Genomic DNA, 19,384 nt, shown 5'->3' with positions numbered 1-19,384 from the left:
GACCCCATGCCCAACGGCGCCCACGCCCTGATGCAAACACTGGTCGATGCCGGCATCACCACCTGCTTCACCAACCCCGGCACGTCAGAAATGCACTTCGTCGCCGCGCTCGACAGCGCGCCCGCGATGCGTGCCGTGCTGTGCCTGTTCGAGGGCGTGGCCACGGGCGCGGCCGACGGCTACGCGCGCATGGCCGGCCAGCCCGCCGCCACGCTGCTGCACCTGGGCTGCGGCCTGGGCAACGGCCTGGCCAACCTGCACAACGCGCGCAAGGGCAAGGTGCCGGTGGTCAACATCGTGGGCGACCATGCCACCACCCACACGCAGTACGACGCGCAGCTGCAGTCCGACATTGAGACCGTGGCGCGCAATGTGTCGCCCGGCTTCGTGCGCACCTCGCAGAGCACGGCCCGGCTCTGCAAGGATGCCGTGGACGCCATCGCCGCCGCGCGCGGCCTGCCCGGCCAGGTGGCCACGCTGATCCTGCCGGCCGATGTATCGTGGGGCGAGGGCGGCGTGCCCTGCGCGCCACCGCCGCCGCCGCGCCCCGGGGCGGCGGACGATGCCACGGTGCAAGCCATCGCTCAGGCAGTGCGTGCGGGCGGCAAGGCCGCGCTGCTGCTGGGCGGGCAGGCGCTGCGCGAGCCCGGCCTGCGGGCCGCTGCGCGCATCGCGGCGCACAGCGGCGTGAAGGTGTTCGCCGAGGTGTTTCCCACCCGGCTGGAGCGCGGCGCGAGCCTGCCCTTTGTTGAGCGCATCGCCTACCTGGCCGAACTGGCCGGGGTGCAGCTGGCGGGCATTGAGCACCTGATTCTGGTGGACGCCAAGGCGCCGGTGTCGTTCTTTGCCTACCCGGGCAAAAAGAGCGACCTGGTGCCCGACGGCTGCACCGTGCACCCGCTCTCCACGCCCGCGCAGGACGCTGCCGCCAGCCTGGAAAAACTCGCCCAGGCCCTGGGTGCCGCCCAGACCCAGCCCGCGCTGCAGGCCCCCGCCCGCCCTGGGCGACCACGCGGCAAGCTCACCGCCGAGAAGGTGTGCAAGGCCGTGGGCCACCTGCTGCCCGAGAACGCCATCGTCATCGACGAAGCCATCACCTCGGGGCTGATGCTCGCGCCCTTCACCGCCGGCGCGCCGCGCCACGACCTCATCACCCTCACGGGCGGCGCCATCGGCCAGGGCCTGCCCAACGCCATCGGCGCGGCCATCGCCTGCCCGACACGCCCGGTGCTCGCGCTGATCGGCGACGGCACGGCGATGTACACCATCCAGGCGCTGTGGACCATGGCGCGCGAGAAGCTCAATGTCGTCTCGGTCATCTTCAACAACGCCTCGTATTCGGTGCTCAACGTGGAGCTGGAGCGTGTGGGCGCCGAAAAAGTGGGCGCCAAGGCCCGGTCGCAACTGCACCTGACGGGCCCGGTGATCCACTTCGCCCAGCTCGCGCAGGGCATGGGCGTGCACGGCGTGCGCACCACTACGGCGGAGGAGTTTGTGCGGGCGCTGGAGCACGCCCTGGCCACGCCCGGGCCGCACCTGATCGAGGCGATGGTGCCGCAGTCGCTCAGCGGGCTCAAGCGCAAGCTGCTGCCCTGGCTGCTGCGCTCGCTGCCGAGCCTGCCACCGGCGGTGGCGCGGGCGCTGAAGCGCAAGATTGCCCCGTAAGCGCCTACGAGGCGCCGCGCCCGGGTGCGGAAATCAGCGCCCGCCCTTGTTCTCGGGTGCGTCCATGTCGGGGCCGATCTGCGTGCGCAGCACCGTGCTGCCATCCTTGGTCACCACGGTGAACACCTTGGGAACGTTGGGCGGCTCGATAAAGCGCCAGTCGTGGTGCGTTTCCCCGCTCAGCCGGTAGGGTATGACCTTGGCCGGCTTGCCCAGGCTGCGGCGCACCAGCGCGATGTCCATGCCGGGCGTGATGCGGGCAAAGTTCTCGGCCGTGAGCACCTGGCGCACGGCCACCAGCCGGCCATCGGCACCCACGGTGATCATGTAATTGATCTGGCCGGCGGGCTGGCGGTTGTATTCCAGGGTGCGCGCGCCATCGGCCTCGTCCCAGATGGTTTCGGGGGCGCCAAAGCGGTCGCGCACGTCGGCCTCGGTGGAAACACCGGGCTGCAGTTCACTGATGCGCTGCGCGTCGCACCCGGCAAGGGCCACCAGGCCGAGGGCCGCCGCGGCAAAGGCCAGGGCACTGAAATGAAAGGTCATGGAAGGCTCCCGGTAAAATCAAGAAAGAGAGGTTATCAGTCCATGTCCATTTTCCGCCGCCCCGACTACCAGTCCGAAGCCACCCAGTTCATCGAGCAGCTCAAGGCACAAAGGCCCGAGCTTGATGCGCAGCAGCGTGCGGGCCGCGCCCTGCTGTGGGACAAGCAGGTCGACCGCAAGATCTGGGGCGAATACCGCGATGCCCAGGTGCCGCAAAAGCCCTACGTCTACCAGACCAACGCGGATTGAGCATGAGAATGGCCTCTTGCGCTTTACCAGCAAGCGCAAGCAGCTATTGATAGCATAGCAATCCATGCGCAGCGCAAGCCCTGCCGAGGCCACTGCCATCACCCCGGGCACCATGCCCGACGTGGTGGACCAGGTGGCGCTGGCCCGCCTGTATGGCGAGCCCCTGTTTGCGCTGCCGCAAGACCTGTACATCCCGCCCGACGCGCTCGAAGTCTTTCTGGAGGCCTTTGAAGGCCCGCTCGATCTGCTGCTGTACCTGATCCGCAAGCAGAACTTCAACATCCTCGACATCCCCATGGCCGGCCTCACGCGCCAGTATCTGGTGTACGTGGACGAGATCCGCAGCCGCAACCTGGAGCTGGCCGCGGAATACCTGCTGATGGCAGCCATGCTGATCGAGATCAAGTCGCGCATGCTGCTGCCGCCCAAAAAGCAGGAAGGCAGCGAAGAAGCCGAAGACCCGCGCGCCGAGCTGGTGCGCCGCCTGCTCGAATACGAGCAGATGAAGATGGCCGCCATGCGCCTGGCGCAACTGCCGCAGTATGGGCGCGACTTTGTGAAGGCGCAGGTGACCATCGAGCAGAGCCTGCAGCCACGCTTTCCGGATGTGCATGTGGTCGATCTGCAGGAAGCCTGGTATGACATTTTGAAGCGCGCCCGCCTCGTGCAGCACCACAAGATCACCCGCGAGGAGCTGAGCGTGCGCGAATACATGAGCATGGTGCTCCGAACCCTCAAGGGGCGCCGCTTTGTCGAGTTTGAAGAGCTGTTCGACCCCAGCCACGGCAGCACCGTGCTGGTGGTGACCTTCATCGCGCTGCTGGAGCTGGCCAAAGAGACCCTGATCGAGATCACCCAGGCCGAGGCCTTCGCCCCCATCTACGTCCGGCTGGCCTATACACCCGCATGACCCCCCTGAGCCGCTTCGCGTCTTCCCCCAAGGGGGACGCCACCCGTGGCCTGGCCAAGCCAGTTCCACGGCGGCACTGGCGCAGTGCAGCGCCCGTTGCTCAGACCACAGAAAGCCTCCATGCAATCCCACGACTTTGACGTTCTCATCGTAGGCAGCGGCCTCGCAGGCCTCTCGGCCGCCCTGCACCTGGCGCCCACGCACCGCGTGGCCGTCATCACCAAACGCCAGCTGCAGGACGGCGCCAGCGCCTGGGCCCAGGGCGGCATTGCCGCCGTGCTGGCCGACGACGACAGCTTTGCCGCGCACATTGAGGACACCCTGGTGGCCGGCGCCGGCCTGTGCGACCTGGCCGCCACGCGCTTCGTGGTGGAAAACGCCCCCGAGGCCATCGCCTGGCTGCGCCAGCTGGGCGTGCCGTTTTCGCTGGAAGGCGACCAGCTGCACCTCACGCGCGAAGGCGGCCACAGCGCGCGCCGCATTGCCCATGTGACCGACGCCACCGGCGCCGCCGTGCAACGCACGCTGATCGATGTGGTGCGCGGCACGCCCGGCATCACGCTGTTCGAGCAGCACACGCTGGTGGACGTCATCACCAGCCACAAGCTCGGCCTGGCGGGCCCGCAGCAGTGCCTGGGCCTGTATGCGCTGGACGCGGGCACCGACGAGGTCGTCACCTTCCACGCGCCACAAACCATCCTGGCCACGGGCGGCGCGGGCAAGGTGTACCTGTACACCACCAACCCCGACACCGCCACCGGCGACGGCATTGCCGCGGCCTGGCGCGCGGGCTGCCGCGTGGGCAACATGGAGTTCATCCAGTTCCACCCCACAGGGCTGTACCACCCGCATGCCAAGTCGTTCCTGATCAGCGAGGCGGTGCGCGGCGAGGGCGGGCGGCTGCTGCTTCCACCATCGGCGGGTGGCACACGCTTCATGCCCGAACACGATGCCCGCGGCGAGCTGGCCCCGCGCGACGTGGTGGCCCGCGCCATCGACTACGAGATGAAGAAGCACGGTCTCGATTGCGTGCTGCTCGACATCTCGCACCAGAGCCCCGCATTTCTGCAAGAGCATTTCCCCAACATCCTCGCGCACTGCGCGTCGCTGGGCATCGACATCACCAAGGAACCCATTCCCGTGGTGCCCACGGCCCATTTCACCTGCGGCGGCGTGCTGACCGACCTGGCCGGCCGCACCGATGTGCCCGGCCTGTTTGCCGTGGGCGAGGCCGCCTACACCGGCCTGCACGGGGCCAACCGGCTGGCCAGCAACTCGCTGCTCGAATGCATCGTGTTCGCCCGCGCGGCGGCCCACGCCATCGCGGCAGCGCCGCGCACGCCCATCCCGCCGCTGCCGCGCTGGGACGACAGCCGCGTGCAGGACGCCGACGAGTCGGTGGTCATCTCGCACAACTGGGACGAGCTGCGCCGCTTCATGTGGGACTACGTGGGCATCGTGCGCACCAACAAGCGCCTGGAACGCGCCGCCCACCGCATCGCCCTGCTGCAGGCCGAGATCCAGGAGTTCTACGCCCACTTTCACATCACGCGCGACCTGCTGGAGCTGCGCAACCTGGTGCAGGTGGCCGACCTCATCGTAAAAAGCGCGCAACTGCGCCGCGAAAGCCGCGGCCTGCACTACAGCCGCGACTACCCGGCGCTTGCCGCCCCGCAGCGCCCACCATCCTGGTGCCACCGGTGGCGCGCCACTGAACCCAGCCCCCGACACCGCCCTTACCCCACCCGCACCACCATGTACCGCACCCTGCTCAAGTCCAAAATCCACCGCGTTGCCGCCACCCACTGCGAGCTGCACTACGAAGGCTCCTGCGCCATCGACGAAGACCTGCTCGACGCCGCCAACATCTGCGAAAACGAACAGGTCCACATCTGGAACATCAACAACGGCGAGCGCTTCATCACCTACGCCATCAAGGGCCAGCGCGGTAGCGGCATGATCTCGGTCAACGGCTCGGCGGCCCGCCGCGCCGCCGTGGGCGACCTGCTCATCATTGCGGCGTTTGCCCAGGTGCCCGAAGACCAGGTCGCCACGCACGAGCCCCAACTCGTGTTTGTCGATGGCCACAACCGCCAGACCGAACTGCGCCACCACGTGCCTACCCAGGCGCTGTAACGCCCGCTTCACCCATCCATTCACACCACCCGAGAGCACGCCATGCCCCACCTGATCGTCGAATACTCGCAAAACCTTGCCGGTTTCCCCGAGGCGCAAGCCCTGACCGAGCTGAACCAGGCCGTCACCAGCAGCCCCGAAGTGCTGGACGAGGCCGACCTCAAAAGCCGCTTCGTGCTGGTGGACAGCTTTGAAGTGGGCACCGCCCCCGCCAACCGCGCCTTTGTGCACGCGCAGCTGCGCCTGCTGTCGGGCCGCACGCCCGAGGCCAAGAAAGACCTGTCCGAGCGCATTGCCGAGGTGCTGCGCCGCCTGTCGCCCAAGCCAGCGGGCGTGATGGTGCAGCTCAGCGTGGAAATCGTCGACATGGACCGCGGCTCCTACGTCAAAGAGCGGCTGTAAGCCTCCCGCATCGCCGCTTTTTTAAACCAAACAGGGCTGCAGCGCTTATACAGCAAGCGCTTGCAGCTCCTTTTTTTATAGTGACACCGCCCAGCGCCAGCCGCCCGCGCTGCCCCGCCTGCCTGCGCCCGCCCAGCGCCTGCATCTGCCGCTGGGCCACGCCCGTGGCGCACCGCACCGAAGTGCTGATCCTGCAGCACCCGCTGGAAGTGCACGAGGCCAAGGGCACGGCCCGGCTGCTGCACCTGTGCCTGCCGCACAGCCGCATGGTGACGGGCGAACGGTTAGACGCGAGCACGTTGCAGCAATGGCTGACCGCGCCCTTTGAAGCAACAGACGCAACAGATCCCCCGCGCCACGCCTTGCTGCTTTACCCCGAGGCCCCGCAAGGCGCTGCCCTGGGCATTGCCACCCCACCACCGCTGGACCCGGCCTGGCTGCAAACACCAGAGCGGCTGCGCCTGGTGGTGCTGGACGGCACCTGGCGCAAAAGCCGCAAGATGCTGCACCTGAACCCGTTGCTGCAGCAGCTGCCGCGCCTGCCGCTGCGCGAACTGCCGGCCTCGCGCTACCGCATCCGCGCGGCACGCCAGCCGCACCAGCTTTCGACGCTGGAGGCCACCTGCGCCGCGCTGGCGCAGCTTGAAGGCAGCGCCGAACCGTTCGAGCCCCTGCTCAGCGCCTTCGACGGGTTTGTGGCACAGCAAGCGGCCTGGCAGGGCCGGTAGCGGCGGCATGGGCGGCAAAGCCATCGCAATGGCAAACCGCTGGGTCGCCGAAAAAACTATCGAAAACATAGCTACAAGCGCTTGCCAGATAGGCGCCCTATACCAAAACAACCTGAAGTTTATGGCACCAATTCGGCGGCCAGCCAGCCGCGCAGGCTGTTGACAAACGCCCAGGCCTGCACGCGCGGCAGGTCTTGCACGCGCACCACGGCCTCGGTCAGGCGCCCCTCGCGCAGGGCCACGGCGCGGCCCACGCCGGGCAGCAGGCCGCAGGCCAGCGGCGGCGTCACCCAGCGGCCGTCCAGCAGCATGGCAATGCTGCCGAACGTGGTTTCGGTGATCTCGCCCGCTTCGTTCCACAGCACGGTGTCGAACACCCCGGGCGTGGTGGGCGCCAGCGCGGCGTAATGCGCGCGGCGCGTGGTCTTGTAGCGCACGAATTCGCCATGGGCCTCTGACAGCGGCCGACGCGCCAGTTGCAGGCGCACAGGCTCGGGGGTGGGTTGCAGGGCAAAGGCTTCGGCGCGGGGCTGGCCGCGCCCGTCCAGCAGCAGGCGCACGCGCCAGGCCCCCGTGGGGTGGCTGTCCGCCAGCGCCTGCAGGCTGGTCTGCACGGCAGCGGCGTCAAACGGCACGTTGAAATGCACAGCCGCGCCCTCCAGGCGCGCCAGGTGTTCGGCCCGGTGGCGGAACTGGCCGTCCACCAGCGCCAAGGTTTCGAGCAGATCAAACGGTGCGCTGGCGCGTTCTACAAAAGCGCGCTTGTGGCGCCATTCGCTCCACTCGGCGTCGGCCGTGGCGCCCGAGGTGATGCCGCTGCCAATGCCGCAGCGTGCCTGGCCGTCCCGCAGCTCCACCGTGCGGATCGGCACGTTGAAGGTGGCGCGGACACCGCCCCGGTCGTCGGGCCGCACCACGCCGATGGCACCGCAGTAGATGCCGCGCGGGCCCGGCTCCAGCGCGTGAATGGCCTGCATGGCGCGCACCTTGGGCGCACCCGTGACCGAGCCGCAGGGGAACAGGGCAGCAAACACCTCGGACAACGAGGTGCCGGGCCGCGTGCGCGCCTGCACGTCCGACGTCATCTGCCACACGGCGGGCAGCGCCTCGGTGTGGAACAGCCGGGGCACCCGCACGCTGAACGGCTCGGCAATGCGCGAGAGATCGTTGCGCAGCAGGTCGACGATCATCACGTTCTCGGCGCGCTCCTTGGGCGAGGCGCGCAGTGCGGCGGCGTGGGCGGCATCCTGCGCTGGCGAGGCACCGCGCGGCGCCGTTCCTTTCATGGGGCGGGTGAGAATGTGGCCGGCTTCACCACCGCCCGGCCCGCTGTGCCAGTCGAAAAACAATTCGGGCGAGACGCTGAGCACCTGCTCGTCGCCCATGTCGAGGAAGGCCGCGTAACCGCCCGGCTGCGCGCGCTGCAGGGCCGCAAACAGGGCGCGGACCGATTGCGGCCCGCCGCCCTGCACGGTGGCAACGGTCTGTTCCGTGTAGTTGACCTGGTAATACTCGCCCCGGGCGATGGCCTGGTGGATGGCGGCCAGGGCCGCATCAAACTGCGCGCGCCCCGGCAAGTGGTGCCAGTTCAGCGTGGGCGCATCCTGGGGCGGCGGCTCGGCACCGGGCCAGGGCAGCGCTTCGTCATGGATGGCAAACCAGGCCAGCGGGCCATCGGCGGGGTGGGTCTGCAAGGCGGCATCAAAGGCCGGCGCGGCTTCGTAGCGCAGCGCGCCGATGCACCAGGCGCCGCCCTCGGCGGCGGCCTGCACGGCGTCCAGCACCGCGCGCACCTGCGCCGGCTCGCGCGCCACCAGCAAGGCGCGCGGCGTGCCAAAGGCATGGCGCAGACGCGGCGCACCGGGGTCGTTCGGGTCGGCAAAATCGATCAGTGCGGTTGGAACCAAATGGGCCTCCAGGGCATGCAGAATCAGCGCAAACAGCTTTGAAAAAAGGATTGATGGCAGCCACAGCACGCGCGGCATCGTAGCCCAATGCCCCGCCTGCAAGGCATTGCATGCCGGCCAAAAAAGCGGTCTCTGGTACAAGCGAAGATAATCCCCCACCCCGCTCGCCGCTCAGCACCCGACTCAATGACTTACTCCGTCAAGGAAATTTTCTACACCCTGCAAGGCGAAGGCGGCCAGGCGGGCAGCCCGGCCGTGTTCTGCCGTTTTGCGGGCTGCAACCTCTGGAGCGGCCGCGAACAGGACCGCGCCACCGCCATCTGCCGCTTTTGCGATACCGATTTTGTGGGCACCGACGGCACCCTGGGTGGCAAGTTTGCCGACGCGCCGACCCTCGCGCGCCAGATTGCCGCCCTGTGGCCTGCGGACGACGCACACCACCGGCTGGTGGTGCTGACGGGCGGCGAGCCGCTGCTGCAAGTGGATGTCGCGCTGATCGAGGCCCTGCATGCACAGGGCTTTCGCATCGCCGTCGAGACCAATGGCACCGTGGCGGCCCCGCAAGGCATCGACTGGCTGTGCGTGAGCCCCAAGGCCGGCGCCGACTGGGTGCAGCGCCAGGGGCAGGAGTTGAAAGTGGTGTGGCCGCAGCCGGGGCTGGACCTGGATGTGCTGGAAACCACCGGCCAGTTCCTGCACCGCTTTCTGCAGCCCATGGACGGGCCCGACCAGGCCCGCCACATCGCGCTGTGCATCGATCTGTGCCTGCAACGACCCGCCTGGCGCCTGAGCCTGCAGACCCACAAGCTCACCGGCATCCGATAGGTCCCATTGTTCGCACCCCATGCAATTCACCGTCAGCCAGCGTTTTTTCTTTGATGCCGCCCATACCTTGCAACGCGAGATCGAGGCCGAAGGCAGCCGCCGCGTGCACGGCCACACCTACCACGCCGAGGTGTGGGTGCAGGGCCCGCGCAACCCCGCCAATGGCATGGTGATCGACCTGGGTTTCCTGCGCCAGCGCCTCGCCGTGGTGCGCGAGCAGCTCGACCACCACCTGCTCGACGAAGTGCCGGGGCTGGGCACGCCCACGCTGGAGAACCTGTGCGCCTTCATCGCCCAGCAACTGTCGGGCATGCAACCGCCGCCAAGCCGGGTGCGGGTGTGGCGCGAAGCGCTGGGGGACGGCTGCACCCTCGACCTGACACCACCCCAGGCCTGACCTGCCCCGCCCGCCCCGCTCAGGCGGCGCCGATGTTGGGCACCAGGCCGCTGGTGGGATGGCCGCTTTTCAGCGCGGCCGTGAACGCCAGCATGCGGTCGATGGGCTGGCGCGCGCGCGGGATGATGGCGGGGTCCACCTGGATGGCATTGGCGCCGGTCTCCAGCACGCGGGCCACATCGGCCAGGCCGTTCATGGCCATCCAGGGGCAATGGGCGCAGCTTTTGCAGGTGGCGCTGTTGCCGGCGGTGGGGGCCTCGTAAAAGACCTTGCCGGGGTTCAGCGTGCGCAGCTTGTGCATCATGCCGTTGTCGGTGGCCACGATGAACTCGCGGGCGTCCATGGTGCGCGCGGCGTTCAGAATGCCGGAGGTGGAGCCGACGGCGTCGGCCAGGGCAATCACGTCGGCCGGGCTTTCGGGGTGCACCAGCACCTTGGCCTGCGGGTGCTCTTTTTTGAGCAGCTCCAGCTCCAGCGCCTTGAACTCGTCATGCACGATGCAGGCGCCGTTCCACATCACCATGTCGGCGCCGGTTTCGCGGCGGATGTAGTCGCCCAGGTGCCGGTCGGGCGCCCACAGGATCTTCTGGCCCTGATCTTTGAGGGCGCGCACGATGTCGAGCGCGCAGCTCGATGTGACCAGCCAGTCGGCCCGCGCCTTCACGGCGGCGCTGGTGTTGGCGTACACCACCACGGTGCGGTCGGGGTGCGCGTCGCAAAACGCGCTGAATTCTTCGATGGGGCAGCCCAGGTCGAGTGAGCAGGTGGCGTCGAGGTCGGGCATGAGCACGGTTTTCTCGGGCGAGAGGATCTTGGCCGTCTCGCCCATGAAGCGCACGCCGCTCACCACCAGCGTTTGCGCGGCGTGGTCGCGGCCAAAGCGCGCCATCTCCAGCGAGTCGCTGACGATACCGCCGGTTTCCTCGGCAAGGTCCTGCAGGTCGGGGTGCACGTAGTAGTGCGACACCATGACCGCGTTCTTTTCCTTGAGCAGGCGGCGGATCTTGTCCTTGAGTGCTGCGCGCTCATCCTGCGACAGCTCGGGGGGCACACGCGCCCAGGCATGGCGGGTAGCGCACACCCCGCCGCCTTCGGGCTGCTCGTAATCGACTTCCTTGAGGGTGATGGTGGTGTTCATGACAGCTCCTGCAAACGCATCGAGAAATCGGTGGCCTTCACGTCCTTGGTGAGGGTGCCGATGGAGATGCGGTCCACGCCGGTTTCGGCCAGTTCGCGCAGACCTGCCAGCGTGACGCCGCCCGAGATTTCCAGAATCGCACCACCACCCGGATGCGCCGCATTGATGCGCACGGCCTCGCGCAGCATGGGCAGCGGCATGTTGTCCAGCAGCACCATTTTCGCCCCGGCATCCAGCGCCTCGGCGAGCTGTTCCAGCGTTTCCACCTCGATCTCGATGAACTTCGCCTGCGCTGCCGCCTTCTCTGCAGCGCGCAGCACCGCCGTCACACCACCCGCCGCGGCGATGTGGTTTTCCTTGATGAGCACGGCATCGTGCAGGCCGATGCGGTGGTTGGTGCCCCCACCCACGCGCACGGCGTATTTTTGCGCCAGGCGCAGGCCGGGCAGGGTTTTGCGGGTGTCCACGATGTGCGCCCGGGTGCCGCGCACGGCGTCCACGTAGGTGGCGGTCTTGGTGGCCACGGCACTCAGCAGTTGCAGAAAGTTGAGCGCGGTGCGCTCGGCGCTAAGCAGCGCGCGCGCATTGCCCTCTATCTCCAGAACCACCTGGTCGGGAGCGCAGCGCTGGCCCTCGGCCACGCGCCAGGTCAGCTGCACGGAAGGGTCGAGCGCACGCAACGCGGCCTCGGCCCAGGGCGCGCCGCAGATCACGGCGGCTTCGCGGGCCAGGATGCGCGCACGGGTGCGGCGCTGGGGGTCGATCAGGCCAGCGGTGAGGTCGCCGCTGCCCACGTCTTCTTCAAGGGCGCGGGCCACGTCAGCGCGGGCAAGGGCGACCACAGTCTCGTCTGTGGAGTGATCTGTCAAATATGTCATGGGCGGCAAGCATAGCGGCATTGGCCCGGACAGCGTCCATGCAAGGGCTTGGCGCCCGGCCCGGTGCGGGCACAGAGGGCGCCCCTGCGCCGTCCCCGGGCCGTGACGTCAGCGCGCAGGCAGCACGGTGCCCCAGCACTCGCCAAAGCCGATGCGCGCCGCGCCGGGCTTCTCGCACCAGCCGCGCAGCACCACCGAATCGCCGTCTTCCAGGAACACGCGCTGCTCGCCGCCAGGCAGCTGCAGCGGGTTCTTCCCGCCGGTGGTCAGCTCGATCAGCGCGCCCGCCTGGTCCAGCGTGGGGCCCGACAGGGTGCCGCTGCCCAGCAGGTCGCCAGGTTGCAGGTTGCAGCCGTTGACGGTGTGATGGGTCAGCATCTGCGCCACGGTCCAGTAGGCGTGGCGGTAGCTGGTGCGGCAGATGCTGGCATCGCCCTGCCCGGCCGCTGCCATGCGCGGGGTGCGCAGGCCCACCTGCAGCTGGATGTCGAACGCGCCGCCCGCACGGTTGGCGGGGCTGTCGAGGTAGGGCAGCGGCTCGGGGTCGCCCTCGGGGCGGGTGAAGGCCACACGGTAAGGTGCGAGCGCCTCCAGCGTCACGATCCACGGCGAAATGGTGGTGGCGAAGTTCTTGGACAGGAAGGGCCCCAGGGGCTGGTATTCCCAGGCCTGGATGTCGCGGGCCGACCAGTCGTTGAGCAGGCAGATGCCAAACACATGCTGCTCGGCCTCCGTGATGGGCACGGCGTCGCCCTGGGCGTTGCCCTCGCCCACGAAGATGCCCAGTTCCAGTTCGATGTCCAGTCGCTTGCTGGGCACGACCGAGGGTGTGTGCGCGCCCGGCGGCAGGGTCTGGCCCTTGGGTCGTGGAAAGGCCTGGCCCGACACCCCGATGCTGGACGCCCTCCCGTGGTAGCCGATGGGCACCCATTTGTAGTTGGGCATCAGCGGGTTGTCGGGGCGGAACAGCCGGCCGATGTTGGTGGCGTGGTGCAACGAGGTGTAGAAGTCGGTGTAGTCGCCAATGCGGGCGGGCACGTCGTATTCGGCCTCGGCCTGGGGCACCAGGCAGGCTTGCAGCGCGGCTTGCTCGGGCGCGCCTTCGCGCAGGGCGCGCGACAGCGCCAGGCGCAGCGCGTTCCAGACGCCGTGGCCCAGGGCCATCAAGGCGTTGAGCTTGTCACCGGCACCGGCCTGCACGGCCACCGCCGCCTGGCCCGAGAACACGCCCGCACGGGCCAGCGCGGCCAGGTCGATGATCTGGTCGCCAATGGCCACGCCGCCGCGCCAGGGCTCGGTGCGGCCCTTGCGGCGGAACACCGCGAACGGCAGGTTCTGGATCGGAAAGTCGGCGCCTTGCGCATGGGCCGAAGGCAGCCAGCAGCGCAGCAGCGGGTCGTGGGTTTCGTTCAGGAGCGTCATGCGGTTCGTCCCTGCGTCATTGCGCCATGCTGCCGTCGTGCATCCAGGCGGCGTGCTTGGGGGCGCGGCGGGTTTCGCTCCACTCCTGCAGCATCTCCCACTTCACCGCATCGAGCTTGGCGTACATCTCGGGCGTGCCGATGTCGCAGGCCAGCTCCAGGCGGTGGCCGTTGGGGTCGAAGAAGTAGATGCTCTTGAAGATGGTGTGGTCGGTGGGGCCGACGACTTCGATGCCGGCGGCCTCCAAGCGGGCCTTGGTGGCGATCAGCGTATCGAGCGAATCGACGCTGAGCGCCAGGTGCTGCACCCAGTCCGGGGTGTTGTGGTCGCGGTCCATGGGCGGCTGGCCGGGCAGCTCGAAAAATGCCAGCACATTGCCGTTGCCGGCATCGAGGAACACATGCATGTAGGGATCGGGGGCCTTGGTGGAGGGCACTTCGTTTTCGGCAATGGCCAGCACAAACTTCATGTCCAGGTGCTTGACGTACCAGTCCACGGTCTGCTTGGCATCCTTGCAGCGGTAGGCAACGTGGTGAATTTTCTGAACCAGCATGGTGGTCTCCTTGGGGCGTGGGGAAGGCAAATTTTGAAGGAAATTACAGGTCTTGCAGGGCCGCCTGCAAATGGCGGCCAAACACCTCGGCATCGCCCAGCGCCTGGGCGTTGAGCAGCGCGAGCTTGACGAGGAACAGCTCGGCCTTGCCGGGACCGGCCTGGTCGATGGCGGTGGCGAGCTGGTCATAGACCTGCTCGAGGCCGGCGATGCCGAGCGCGTTCGAAGACGTTGCGGGCGTGGACGAAGATATGGTGGACACGGTGCGGTCTCCTTACTGGGGCAATGCGTGGTTCAGGGCCGCCTGCAGGCGGGTGGCATCGAGCGTGAGCCAGCGGGCGCACACATGCTGGTCGGGGCGCAGCAGATAGGCCGCGCCGCTGGCGGGCACGCCGTAGCGCGCGCGGAAGTGGCCGTCCCCATCGGCCAGAGTCTGGTCGGCACCGGCCACCGGGGCAGCGGCGCCCACGGCGGTGACGCGCAGCGGCACGCCCTTGGCGCGGGCGGCGTTCACCACGGATTGAAGCGCCTCAGGCATGGCTGCGCCTTCAGTGAAATAAAGCAGGTCAAAGCCTCCCCCGAGGTGGTCGAGCAGGTAGTCATTGGCCGACAGGCGGATGTTTTGCGGCGGCGCGCCGTGGGCCGGGCCGGCCTTGAACAGGGCGTTGTCGTCGCCGGGACTGTTGAGCATGGACTGCGTGTATTCGTGCGGCCGCGAGGTGCGCCAGTGGTAGAGCGGGCGCACGAACTCCTGCGACAGCGACAGTGACAGCACGGCATCGCGCAGCAGACGAAAGCCCCGCGTGGGCGGCGTCATGAAGCGCGTGCTCTTGCCCGCCTCTTCGATGATCTCGCGGGCGGCGCCCACGCGCTCGCGGCTGTAGTTGTCCACCAGCACGTCGCTGGCGATGCCCCTGACGGCAAAGGCCAGGTGCCAGCCCAGCGACTGCGCGTCCTGGAAAGCGGTGTTGGCACCGCGCACGCCAAAAATCGGCAGCAGGTGGGCCGCATCGCCGGTGAACAGCACGCGGCCATGGCGGTAGTCGGGCAGCGTCAACGTGCGGGCCGAATACACCGAGCTCCAGTCTATCTCCCAGGGCTTGTCGCCGTGGCCGATCTGCGCCAGCAGCGCGTTGATGCGGGCGGCCAGCGCGGCGGGCTGCAGCGCGTCTTCGGGGGTCTCGTTCTCGGGGAGCTGATAGTCCACGCGCCAGATGCCATGCGGTTCTCGGTGCATCAGCACGGTGTTGCCGGGGTTCCAGTCGGGGTCAAAGAAGGCCAGGCGCTCGGTGGGCAGCGGCAGGTCGATGCGGATGTCGGCAATCACGAAGCGGCCCTCGTACGATGCGCCCTCCATCTGCAGGTCGAACGCGGTGCGGATGGCAGAGCGGCCACCGTCGGCCGCCACCACCCAGTCGGCGTGCAATGTGTAGGGCCCTTCGGGGGTGTCCACCTCAAGCGTCGCGCCGGTGGCGTCCTGCGTCACCTGCGTGACCTTGTTGCCCCAGCGAAAATCGACCAGTGGCTCGGCCTGACAGGCATCAAAGAGGTATTCCTCCATGTACTGCTGCTGGATGTTGAGCATGGGGAAAAACCGGTCGTCCGCGTCGTGCGGCGCTTCCATGCGGAACACGCGCTGGCCACGGTAGTACGAGTTGCCAAAGCGCCAGGGCAGGCCGTTGTCCATCATGCGCTGGGCCACGCCGACCTGCTGCAGGATCTCCAGCGAACGGCGCGTGAACACGATGGCACGGCTGCCCTGGGAGACCTGCAGCTCGGATTCGAGCACCACGCTGGCCACGCCGTGGCGGGCCAGTTCCAGCGCCGTGACCATGCCCGAGGGGCCGGAGCCGACGATGGCCACCGGGTGCCGGCCCTGGGCCGCATGCTGCGAGGCCAGCCACGGGGCGTGGACCTGGTAGGGGTAGTAGATAGAGGGCGCGCTTGCGTGGTGGGCTGGTGCATGGTGGGTCGTCAATCAGTCGAAAAATAACAAATGGGTCGCCGGCTCAGTTGCGCTCGTTGTGCACTACCAGGCGGTCGAGCAGTTTGCTCAGTTGCGCCAGCTCGCGCGCGTTCAGGCAGCCAAAGATCTCGCGGTTGCGACGAACGACGAGCTGATTGGCAGCCTGCCAGCGCGCTCGACCTTCTGGCGAGAGCATCAGCACCACGCCGCGCCCGTCGGCCTCGCTGCCCTGCTTGACCACCAACCCCTGGTCCACCAACGCCTGGGCAGCGCGGCTGGCCTGGCTCTTGTTCAGGTTGGACAGGCGCGCCAGATCCTTAACCGACAGCGGCTCGAAAGTGCCGATGGTGGTGAGACAGCGGCCATCGCTGAGCGACAGCCCCGCCTCCTCCAGGTAAGCCTGGTGGCTTACCGGGTCGGACAGCTTACTCAGGTGGTGAAACCGGTAGGTGAACGAGCGGTTGAGCGGCACCTCGAACGGCTCACCCGTCTGCACCGGGTCGGTGGCGGGTTTGGCCTGGGAGGCAGAGCGCGGTGGCCGGGCCATGGGATCAGTCCAGCTTGATGCCGCCAGCCTTGATGACCTGGCCCCACTTGGTGCGCTCATCGGCCCAATAGCGGGCCATCTGCTCGGGCGAACTGGGAATGGACTCCAGGCCCAGCGTCTGCATGCGCGCCTTCACTGCCGTGGAGTCCATGGCTGCGAGCAAGGCGGCATTGAGTTTGGCGATCACGTCCTTGGGCGTGCCGGCGGGCACCACCAGGCCCTGCCAGGCATAGGCCTCAAAGCCCTTGAGACCCTGCTCCTGAAGCGTGGGGATGTCCTCGAAGTTCTTGACCCGCTTGGGGCTGGCAATGCCGATGGCGCGCAGCTTGCCGCTGGCCACAAACTGGAAGCCGCTGGCCGTGTCCACAAACATGAACGGCACCTGGCCGGCCACCACATCCTGCACCGCAGGCGCCGCGCCGCGATACGGCACATGGGTGAACTGGTTGCCGGTTTTCTCGCGGAACAACTCGGCCGCCAGATGGTGCGGGCTGCCCGGGCCAGGCGAGGCGTAGTTGGGAGCACTCTGGGACTTGGCCCAGGCCAGAAACTCGGGCAGCGTCTTGGCGGGCACCTTGGGGTTGACCACCAGGATCATGGGAAAACGCACCGTAAGGCCCACCGGCGCCAGATCCTTCTCGGCGCTGTAGTTGAGCTTGGTGTAGAGCGACGGGTTGGCCGCCAGCGTGGCGGTGTCGGCGGACATCAGCACATAGCCGTCTGCCTTGGCCCGGGCCACGTACTCCGCCCCGATGTTGGTGGCCGCGCCGGGCTTGTTGTTGATGATGATGGGCTGGCCCAGCAGCTTGCCCATCGACTCGGCCAGCGTGCGGGCCACCACGTCGGTGCCGCCGCCAGCGGGGTACGGAACCACCCACTCGATGGTCTTGGACGGATAGGTCTGGGCGGCCACAGCCGTGCAGGCGGTGAGTACAGCCAGGGCAAAAAGGCGGCGGGTGGTGGGCAGGAAAGCGCGCATGAAAACCTCGAAATCGGGCAGGGTGGATTGAGCTGGAACAACGAAACCAAAACCACCACCGGGCAGACACATGCGGCATTGATCTGGCTCAGTAAATGTACAGAATCTGGTTGCGTACGCAACTAGATACTTACCCTAATGGTTGCGTCCGCAACTTGTTACACCGCGCTGCGGCCCGTGGAACAGCGCTTGTTGCGGCCTCGATCCAGGGGCGCCGCACGCCCCGACGGCATGGACATGGCATAGACTCGCGGCACTTTTTGCCCATGGGACCTTCATGACTGATCCTGCCCAGCTCCAGGCCACCCCCCAAGCCACCCCGGCCACCCCGTATGGCACGCTGCCGCCCGCCTCGCCCCTGCCCCAGCGCAGGCCCGTCAGCCTGCCGCGCCTGGCGCAGATGCGCGAGGCCGGCGAAAAAATCACCATGCTCACGGCCTACGACGCTACCTTTGCCGCCGTGGCCGATGCGGCCGGTGTGGAATGCATCCTGGTGGGTGATTCGCTGGGCATGGTCTGCCAGGGCCTGCCCAGCACCGTGGGTGTGTCGCTGGACACCATGGCCTACCACACGGCCAGCGTGGCGCGCGGCCTGCACCGGGTGCAGGGCACGGCCTGGCTGGTGGCCGACCTGCCCTATGGCACCTATGCCGAAAACCGCGAACAGGCCCTGCGCAGCGCCTGCACGCTGATGCAGGCGGGCGCGCACATGGTCAAGCTCGAAGGCGGCGGCTGGACGGCGCCGACGGTGGAGTTTCTGGTGCAGCGCGGCGTGCCCGTGTGCGCCCACCTGGGCCTGACGCCGCAAACCGTGCATGCCCTGGGCGGCTACCGCGTGCAGGGCAAAACAGAGGACGCCGCCCGCACGCTGCGCAAGGAGGCCCTGGAGCTGCAAAACGCCGGCGCCGCCATGCTGGTGCTGGAGATGGTGCCCGCGGCGCTGGCCGCCGAAATCACCGCCGAGCTGCCGCACTGCCACACCATCGGCATTGGCGCGGGCAACGGCACGGCCGGCCAGGTGCTGGTGTTGCACGACATGCTGGGCGTGAACCTGGGCAAGATGGCCAAGTTTGTGCACAACTTCATGCAGGACGCTGGCAGCGTGCGCGGCGCCATGGAGGCCTATGTGCAGGCCGTCAAGCAGGGCCGGTTCCCCGACAACACATTGCACGCCTGGTAAGGCCTCTTTCACCCCGACATCCCAAAATGCTCATCGCCCACTCCATTCCCGAACTGCGCGCCGCCCTGGCTGGGCGCCGCCCCGCCTTTGTGCCCACCATGGGCAACCTGCACGAGGGGCACCTGTCGCTGGTGCACCAAGCCCGGCCGCTGGGCGACACCACCGTGGTCAGCATCTTTGTAAACCGGCTGCAGTTTCTGCCCCACGAAGACTTCGACAGCTACCCGCGCACCTGGGATGCCGACTGCGCCAAGCTGCAGGCCGCGGGCTGCGATGTGCTGTTTGCCCCGCGCGAGACCGACCTCTACCCAGAGCCGCAGACCTTCAAGGTGCACCCCGACCCGCGACTGGCCGATCTGCTCGAAGGCCAGTTCCGCCCCGGTTTCTTCATCGGGGTGGCCACGGTGGTGATGAAGCTGTTCAGCTGCGTGTTTGGCGCCAACGGCGGCGGCACGGCGGTGTTTGGCCGCAAGGACTACCAGCAGCTCATGGTGATCCGCCAGATGGTGCGGCAGTTCGCGCTGCCCATCGACGTGGTGGCGGGCGACACCAGCCGCGCCCCCGACGGCCTGGCCCTGAGTTCGCGCAACGGCTACCTGAGCCCGCAAGAGCGCCAGGAGGCTGTGGCGCTGGCGCAGGCGCTCGAGCAACTGTCTGACCACTGGGCCGCAGCCCACGCCGCAGGAACCCTGCAGACAACCGACCTGGAGCAGCAGGCGATGGACCAGCTGCGCGCGCGCGGCTGGCTGCCCGACTACCTCACTGTGCGCCGGCGCCTGGATCTGCAGCCGGCCACGCCCGACGACGCGCCCGGAACCCTGGTGGCGCTGGGTGCCGCGCGCCTGGGGGCCACGCGGCTGATTGACAACCGGGAGTTCTGAGCCCGGCCCACGGCGTTGGAGCCTATCGAATTCTGGCGCTGATCCATACAGCGCCAGCCCAAAATGCTATCAATT

The 19,384-nt window shown here is 68.0% G+C and carries 19 protein-coding genes and 2 pseudogenes; 11 read left to right on the top strand and 10 right to left on the bottom strand.

All coding sequences use genetic code 11. The features are described from left to right. Positions 1–6: 6 nt before the first annotated feature. Positions 7–1,665: an acetolactate synthase large subunit gene (locus CBP34_RS04180; protein ID WP_094097381.1), complete on the top strand. Its 1,659-nt coding sequence runs from the start codon at positions 7–9 to the stop codon at positions 1,663–1,665. Between the two features lie 33 nt (positions 1,666–1,698). Here the strand turns inward: CBP34_RS04180 and CBP34_RS04175 are convergent, their stop codons facing one another. After that, on the bottom strand, positions 1,699–2,211 hold the full coding sequence (locus tag CBP34_RS04175; protein ID WP_094097380.1) for an outer membrane protein assembly factor BamE: 513 nt from the start codon (positions 2,209–2,211) through the stop codon (positions 1,699–1,701). A 42-nt stretch (positions 2,212–2,253) separates the two neighbouring features. Between CBP34_RS04175 and CBP34_RS04170 the strand changes: the two genes are divergently transcribed. From CBP34_RS04170 to CBP34_RS04145, 6 genes and pseudogenes are all read left to right on the top strand, one after another. Beyond that, the gene (locus tag CBP34_RS04170; protein WP_086926736.1) at positions 2,254–2,460 is read left to right on the top strand and encodes a DUF3460 family protein; all 207 of its coding nucleotides are present in this window, start codon (positions 2,254–2,256) and stop codon (positions 2,458–2,460) included. Between the two features lie 64 nt (positions 2,461–2,524). After that, the gene (locus tag CBP34_RS04165; RefSeq protein WP_094097379.1) at positions 2,525–3,370 is read left to right on the top strand and encodes a segregation and condensation protein A; all 846 of its coding nucleotides are present in this window, start codon (positions 2,525–2,527) and stop codon (positions 3,368–3,370) included. A gap of 120 nt (positions 3,371–3,490) precedes the next feature. Continuing rightward, positions 3,491–5,085, top strand: a pseudogene (nadB, locus tag CBP34_RS04160) (L-aspartate oxidase). 40 nt (positions 5,086–5,125) lie between these two features. Next, positions 5,126–5,506: an aspartate 1-decarboxylase gene (panD, locus tag CBP34_RS19935; RefSeq protein WP_086926734.1), complete on the top strand. Its 381-nt coding sequence runs from the start codon at positions 5,126–5,128 to the stop codon at positions 5,504–5,506. Positions 5,507–5,548: 42 nt separating this feature from the next. Continuing rightward, positions 5,549–5,908 (top strand): 5-carboxymethyl-2-hydroxymuconate Delta-isomerase, encoded by a 360-nt coding sequence (locus CBP34_RS04150; protein ID WP_087747266.1) that lies wholly within the window; start codon positions 5,549–5,551, stop codon positions 5,906–5,908. A 77-nt stretch (positions 5,909–5,985) separates the two neighbouring features. Then, positions 5,986–6,636 carry a tRNA-uridine aminocarboxypropyltransferase gene (locus CBP34_RS04145; RefSeq protein ID WP_418134716.1) on the top strand — a complete coding sequence of 217 codons (651 nt, stop codon included), beginning with the start codon at positions 5,986–5,988 and terminating at the stop codon, positions 6,634–6,636. Between the two features lie 119 nt (positions 6,637–6,755). On the opposite strand, the gene CBP34_RS04140 is transcribed toward CBP34_RS04145, so the two are convergent. Continuing rightward, entirely contained in the window at positions 6,756–8,543 is a 1,788-nt protein-coding gene (locus CBP34_RS04140) for a chorismate-binding protein (RefSeq protein WP_236748505.1), read from the bottom strand. Positions 8,544–8,729: 186 nt separating this feature from the next. Here CBP34_RS04140 and queE point away from each other — a divergent pair, with 186 nt between their 5' ends. Together queE and CBP34_RS04130 are read left to right on the top strand one after the other, a co-directional pair. Further along, positions 8,730–9,368 (top strand): 7-carboxy-7-deazaguanine synthase, encoded by a 639-nt coding sequence (gene queE / locus CBP34_RS04135; protein WP_094097376.1) that lies wholly within the window; start codon positions 8,730–8,732, stop codon positions 9,366–9,368. A 19-nt stretch (positions 9,369–9,387) separates the two neighbouring features. Further along, entirely contained in the window at positions 9,388–9,765 is a 378-nt protein-coding gene (locus CBP34_RS04130) for a 6-pyruvoyl trahydropterin synthase family protein (protein ID WP_086926729.1), read from the top strand. Positions 9,766–9,784: 19 nt separating this feature from the next. On the opposite strand, the gene nadA is transcribed toward CBP34_RS04130, so the two are convergent. From nadA to CBP34_RS04090, 8 genes and pseudogenes are all read right to left on the bottom strand, one after another. Then, entirely contained in the window at positions 9,785–10,903 is a 1,119-nt protein-coding gene (gene nadA, locus CBP34_RS04125) for a quinolinate synthase NadA (protein ID WP_086926728.1), read from the bottom strand. Next, positions 10,900–11,781, bottom strand: a complete 882-nt coding sequence (gene nadC, locus CBP34_RS04120) for a carboxylating nicotinate-nucleotide diphosphorylase (protein WP_094097375.1) — start codon at positions 11,779–11,781, stop codon at positions 10,900–10,902. The genes nadA and nadC overlap by 4 nt, the downstream gene beginning before the upstream one ends. Before the next feature lie 108 nt (positions 11,782–11,889). Beyond that, complete coding sequence (fahA, locus tag CBP34_RS04115; RefSeq protein ID WP_094097374.1) at positions 11,890–13,203, bottom strand: fumarylacetoacetase; 1,314 nt, start codon at positions 13,201–13,203, stop codon at positions 11,890–11,892. 16 nt (positions 13,204–13,219) lie between these two features. Then, positions 13,220–13,756: a VOC family protein gene (locus CBP34_RS04110; RefSeq protein WP_086911513.1), complete on the bottom strand. Its 537-nt coding sequence runs from the start codon at positions 13,754–13,756 to the stop codon at positions 13,220–13,222. A gap of 43 nt (positions 13,757–13,799) precedes the next feature. Next, the gene (locus CBP34_RS04105; RefSeq protein WP_204247609.1) at positions 13,800–14,018 is read right to left on the bottom strand and encodes a DUF2783 domain-containing protein; all 219 of its coding nucleotides are present in this window, start codon (positions 14,016–14,018) and stop codon (positions 13,800–13,802) included. Positions 14,019–14,030: 12 nt separating this feature from the next. Beyond that, positions 14,031–15,721, bottom strand: a pseudogene (locus tag CBP34_RS04100) (FAD-dependent monooxygenase). A 44-nt stretch (positions 15,722–15,765) separates the two neighbouring features. Next, complete coding sequence (locus CBP34_RS04095) at positions 15,766–16,269, bottom strand: MarR family winged helix-turn-helix transcriptional regulator (RefSeq protein ID WP_094097372.1); 504 nt, start codon at positions 16,267–16,269, stop codon at positions 15,766–15,768. A gap of 4 nt (positions 16,270–16,273) precedes the next feature. After that, positions 16,274–17,248, bottom strand: a complete 975-nt coding sequence (locus CBP34_RS04090) for a Bug family tripartite tricarboxylate transporter substrate binding protein (RefSeq protein ID WP_094099059.1) — start codon at positions 17,246–17,248, stop codon at positions 16,274–16,276. A 277-nt stretch (positions 17,249–17,525) separates the two neighbouring features. On the opposite strand from CBP34_RS04090, the gene panB reads away from it, so the two are divergent. Both panB and panC read left to right on the top strand, forming a co-directional pair. After that, positions 17,526–18,428 (top strand): 3-methyl-2-oxobutanoate hydroxymethyltransferase, encoded by a 903-nt coding sequence (gene panB / locus CBP34_RS04085; protein WP_086911509.1) that lies wholly within the window; start codon positions 17,526–17,528, stop codon positions 18,426–18,428. Positions 18,429–18,454: 26 nt separating this feature from the next. Further along, positions 18,455–19,309: a pantoate--beta-alanine ligase gene (panC, locus tag CBP34_RS04080; protein ID WP_094097371.1), complete on the top strand. Its 855-nt coding sequence runs from the start codon at positions 18,455–18,457 to the stop codon at positions 19,307–19,309. Positions 19,310–19,384 lie beyond the last annotated feature (75 nt).

The sequence above is a fragment of the Acidovorax carolinensis genome, assembly GCF_002157145.1.
Lineage (GTDB): Bacteria > Pseudomonadota > Gammaproteobacteria > Burkholderiales > Burkholderiaceae_C > Acidovorax > Acidovorax carolinensis.
The sequence above is the reverse complement of the archived record's forward strand: the minus strand, read 5'-3'. Positions and strand labels throughout refer to the sequence as shown.

Excerpts from the sequence above, each read along its gene's own strand:
- CBP34_RS04180 (WP_094097381.1), top strand. The coding sequence starts at position 7 with ATGCCCAACGGCGCCCACGCCCTGATGCAAACACTGGTCGATGCCGGC.
- CBP34_RS04175 (WP_094097380.1), bottom strand. The coding sequence starts at position 2,211 with ATGACCTTTCATTTCAGTGCCCTGGCCTTTGCCGCGGCGGCCCTCGGC.
- CBP34_RS04170 (WP_086926736.1), top strand. The coding sequence starts at position 2,254 with ATGTCCATTTTCCGCCGCCCCGACTACCAGTCCGAAGCCACCCAGTTC.
- CBP34_RS04165 (WP_094097379.1), top strand. The coding sequence starts at position 2,525 with ATGCGCAGCGCAAGCCCTGCCGAGGCCACTGCCATCACCCCGGGCACC.
- panD (WP_086926734.1), top strand. The coding sequence starts at position 5,126 with ATGTACCGCACCCTGCTCAAGTCCAAAATCCACCGCGTTGCCGCCACC.
- CBP34_RS04150 (WP_087747266.1), top strand. The coding sequence starts at position 5,549 with ATGCCCCACCTGATCGTCGAATACTCGCAAAACCTTGCCGGTTTCCCC.
- queE (WP_094097376.1), top strand. The coding sequence starts at position 8,730 with ATGACTTACTCCGTCAAGGAAATTTTCTACACCCTGCAAGGCGAAGGC.
- CBP34_RS04130 (WP_086926729.1), top strand. The coding sequence starts at position 9,388 with ATGCAATTCACCGTCAGCCAGCGTTTTTTCTTTGATGCCGCCCATACC.
- nadA (WP_086926728.1), bottom strand. The coding sequence starts at position 10,903 with ATGAACACCACCATCACCCTCAAGGAAGTCGATTACGAGCAGCCCGAA.
- nadC (WP_094097375.1), bottom strand. The coding sequence starts at position 11,781 with ATGACATATTTGACAGATCACTCCACAGACGAGACTGTGGTCGCCCTT.
- fahA (WP_094097374.1), bottom strand. The coding sequence starts at position 13,203 with ATGACGCTCCTGAACGAAACCCACGACCCGCTGCTGCGCTGCTGGCTG.
- CBP34_RS04110 (WP_086911513.1), bottom strand. The coding sequence starts at position 13,756 with ATGCTGGTTCAGAAAATTCACCACGTTGCCTACCGCTGCAAGGATGCC.
- CBP34_RS04095 (WP_094097372.1), bottom strand. The coding sequence starts at position 16,269 with ATGGCCCGGCCACCGCGCTCTGCCTCCCAGGCCAAACCCGCCACCGAC.
- CBP34_RS04090 (WP_094099059.1), bottom strand. The coding sequence starts at position 17,248 with ATGCGCGCTTTCCTGCCCACCACCCGCCGCCTTTTTGCCCTGGCTGTA.
- panB (WP_086911509.1), top strand. The coding sequence starts at position 17,526 with ATGACTGATCCTGCCCAGCTCCAGGCCACCCCCCAAGCCACCCCGGCC.
- panC (WP_094097371.1), top strand. The coding sequence starts at position 18,455 with ATGCTCATCGCCCACTCCATTCCCGAACTGCGCGCCGCCCTGGCTGGG.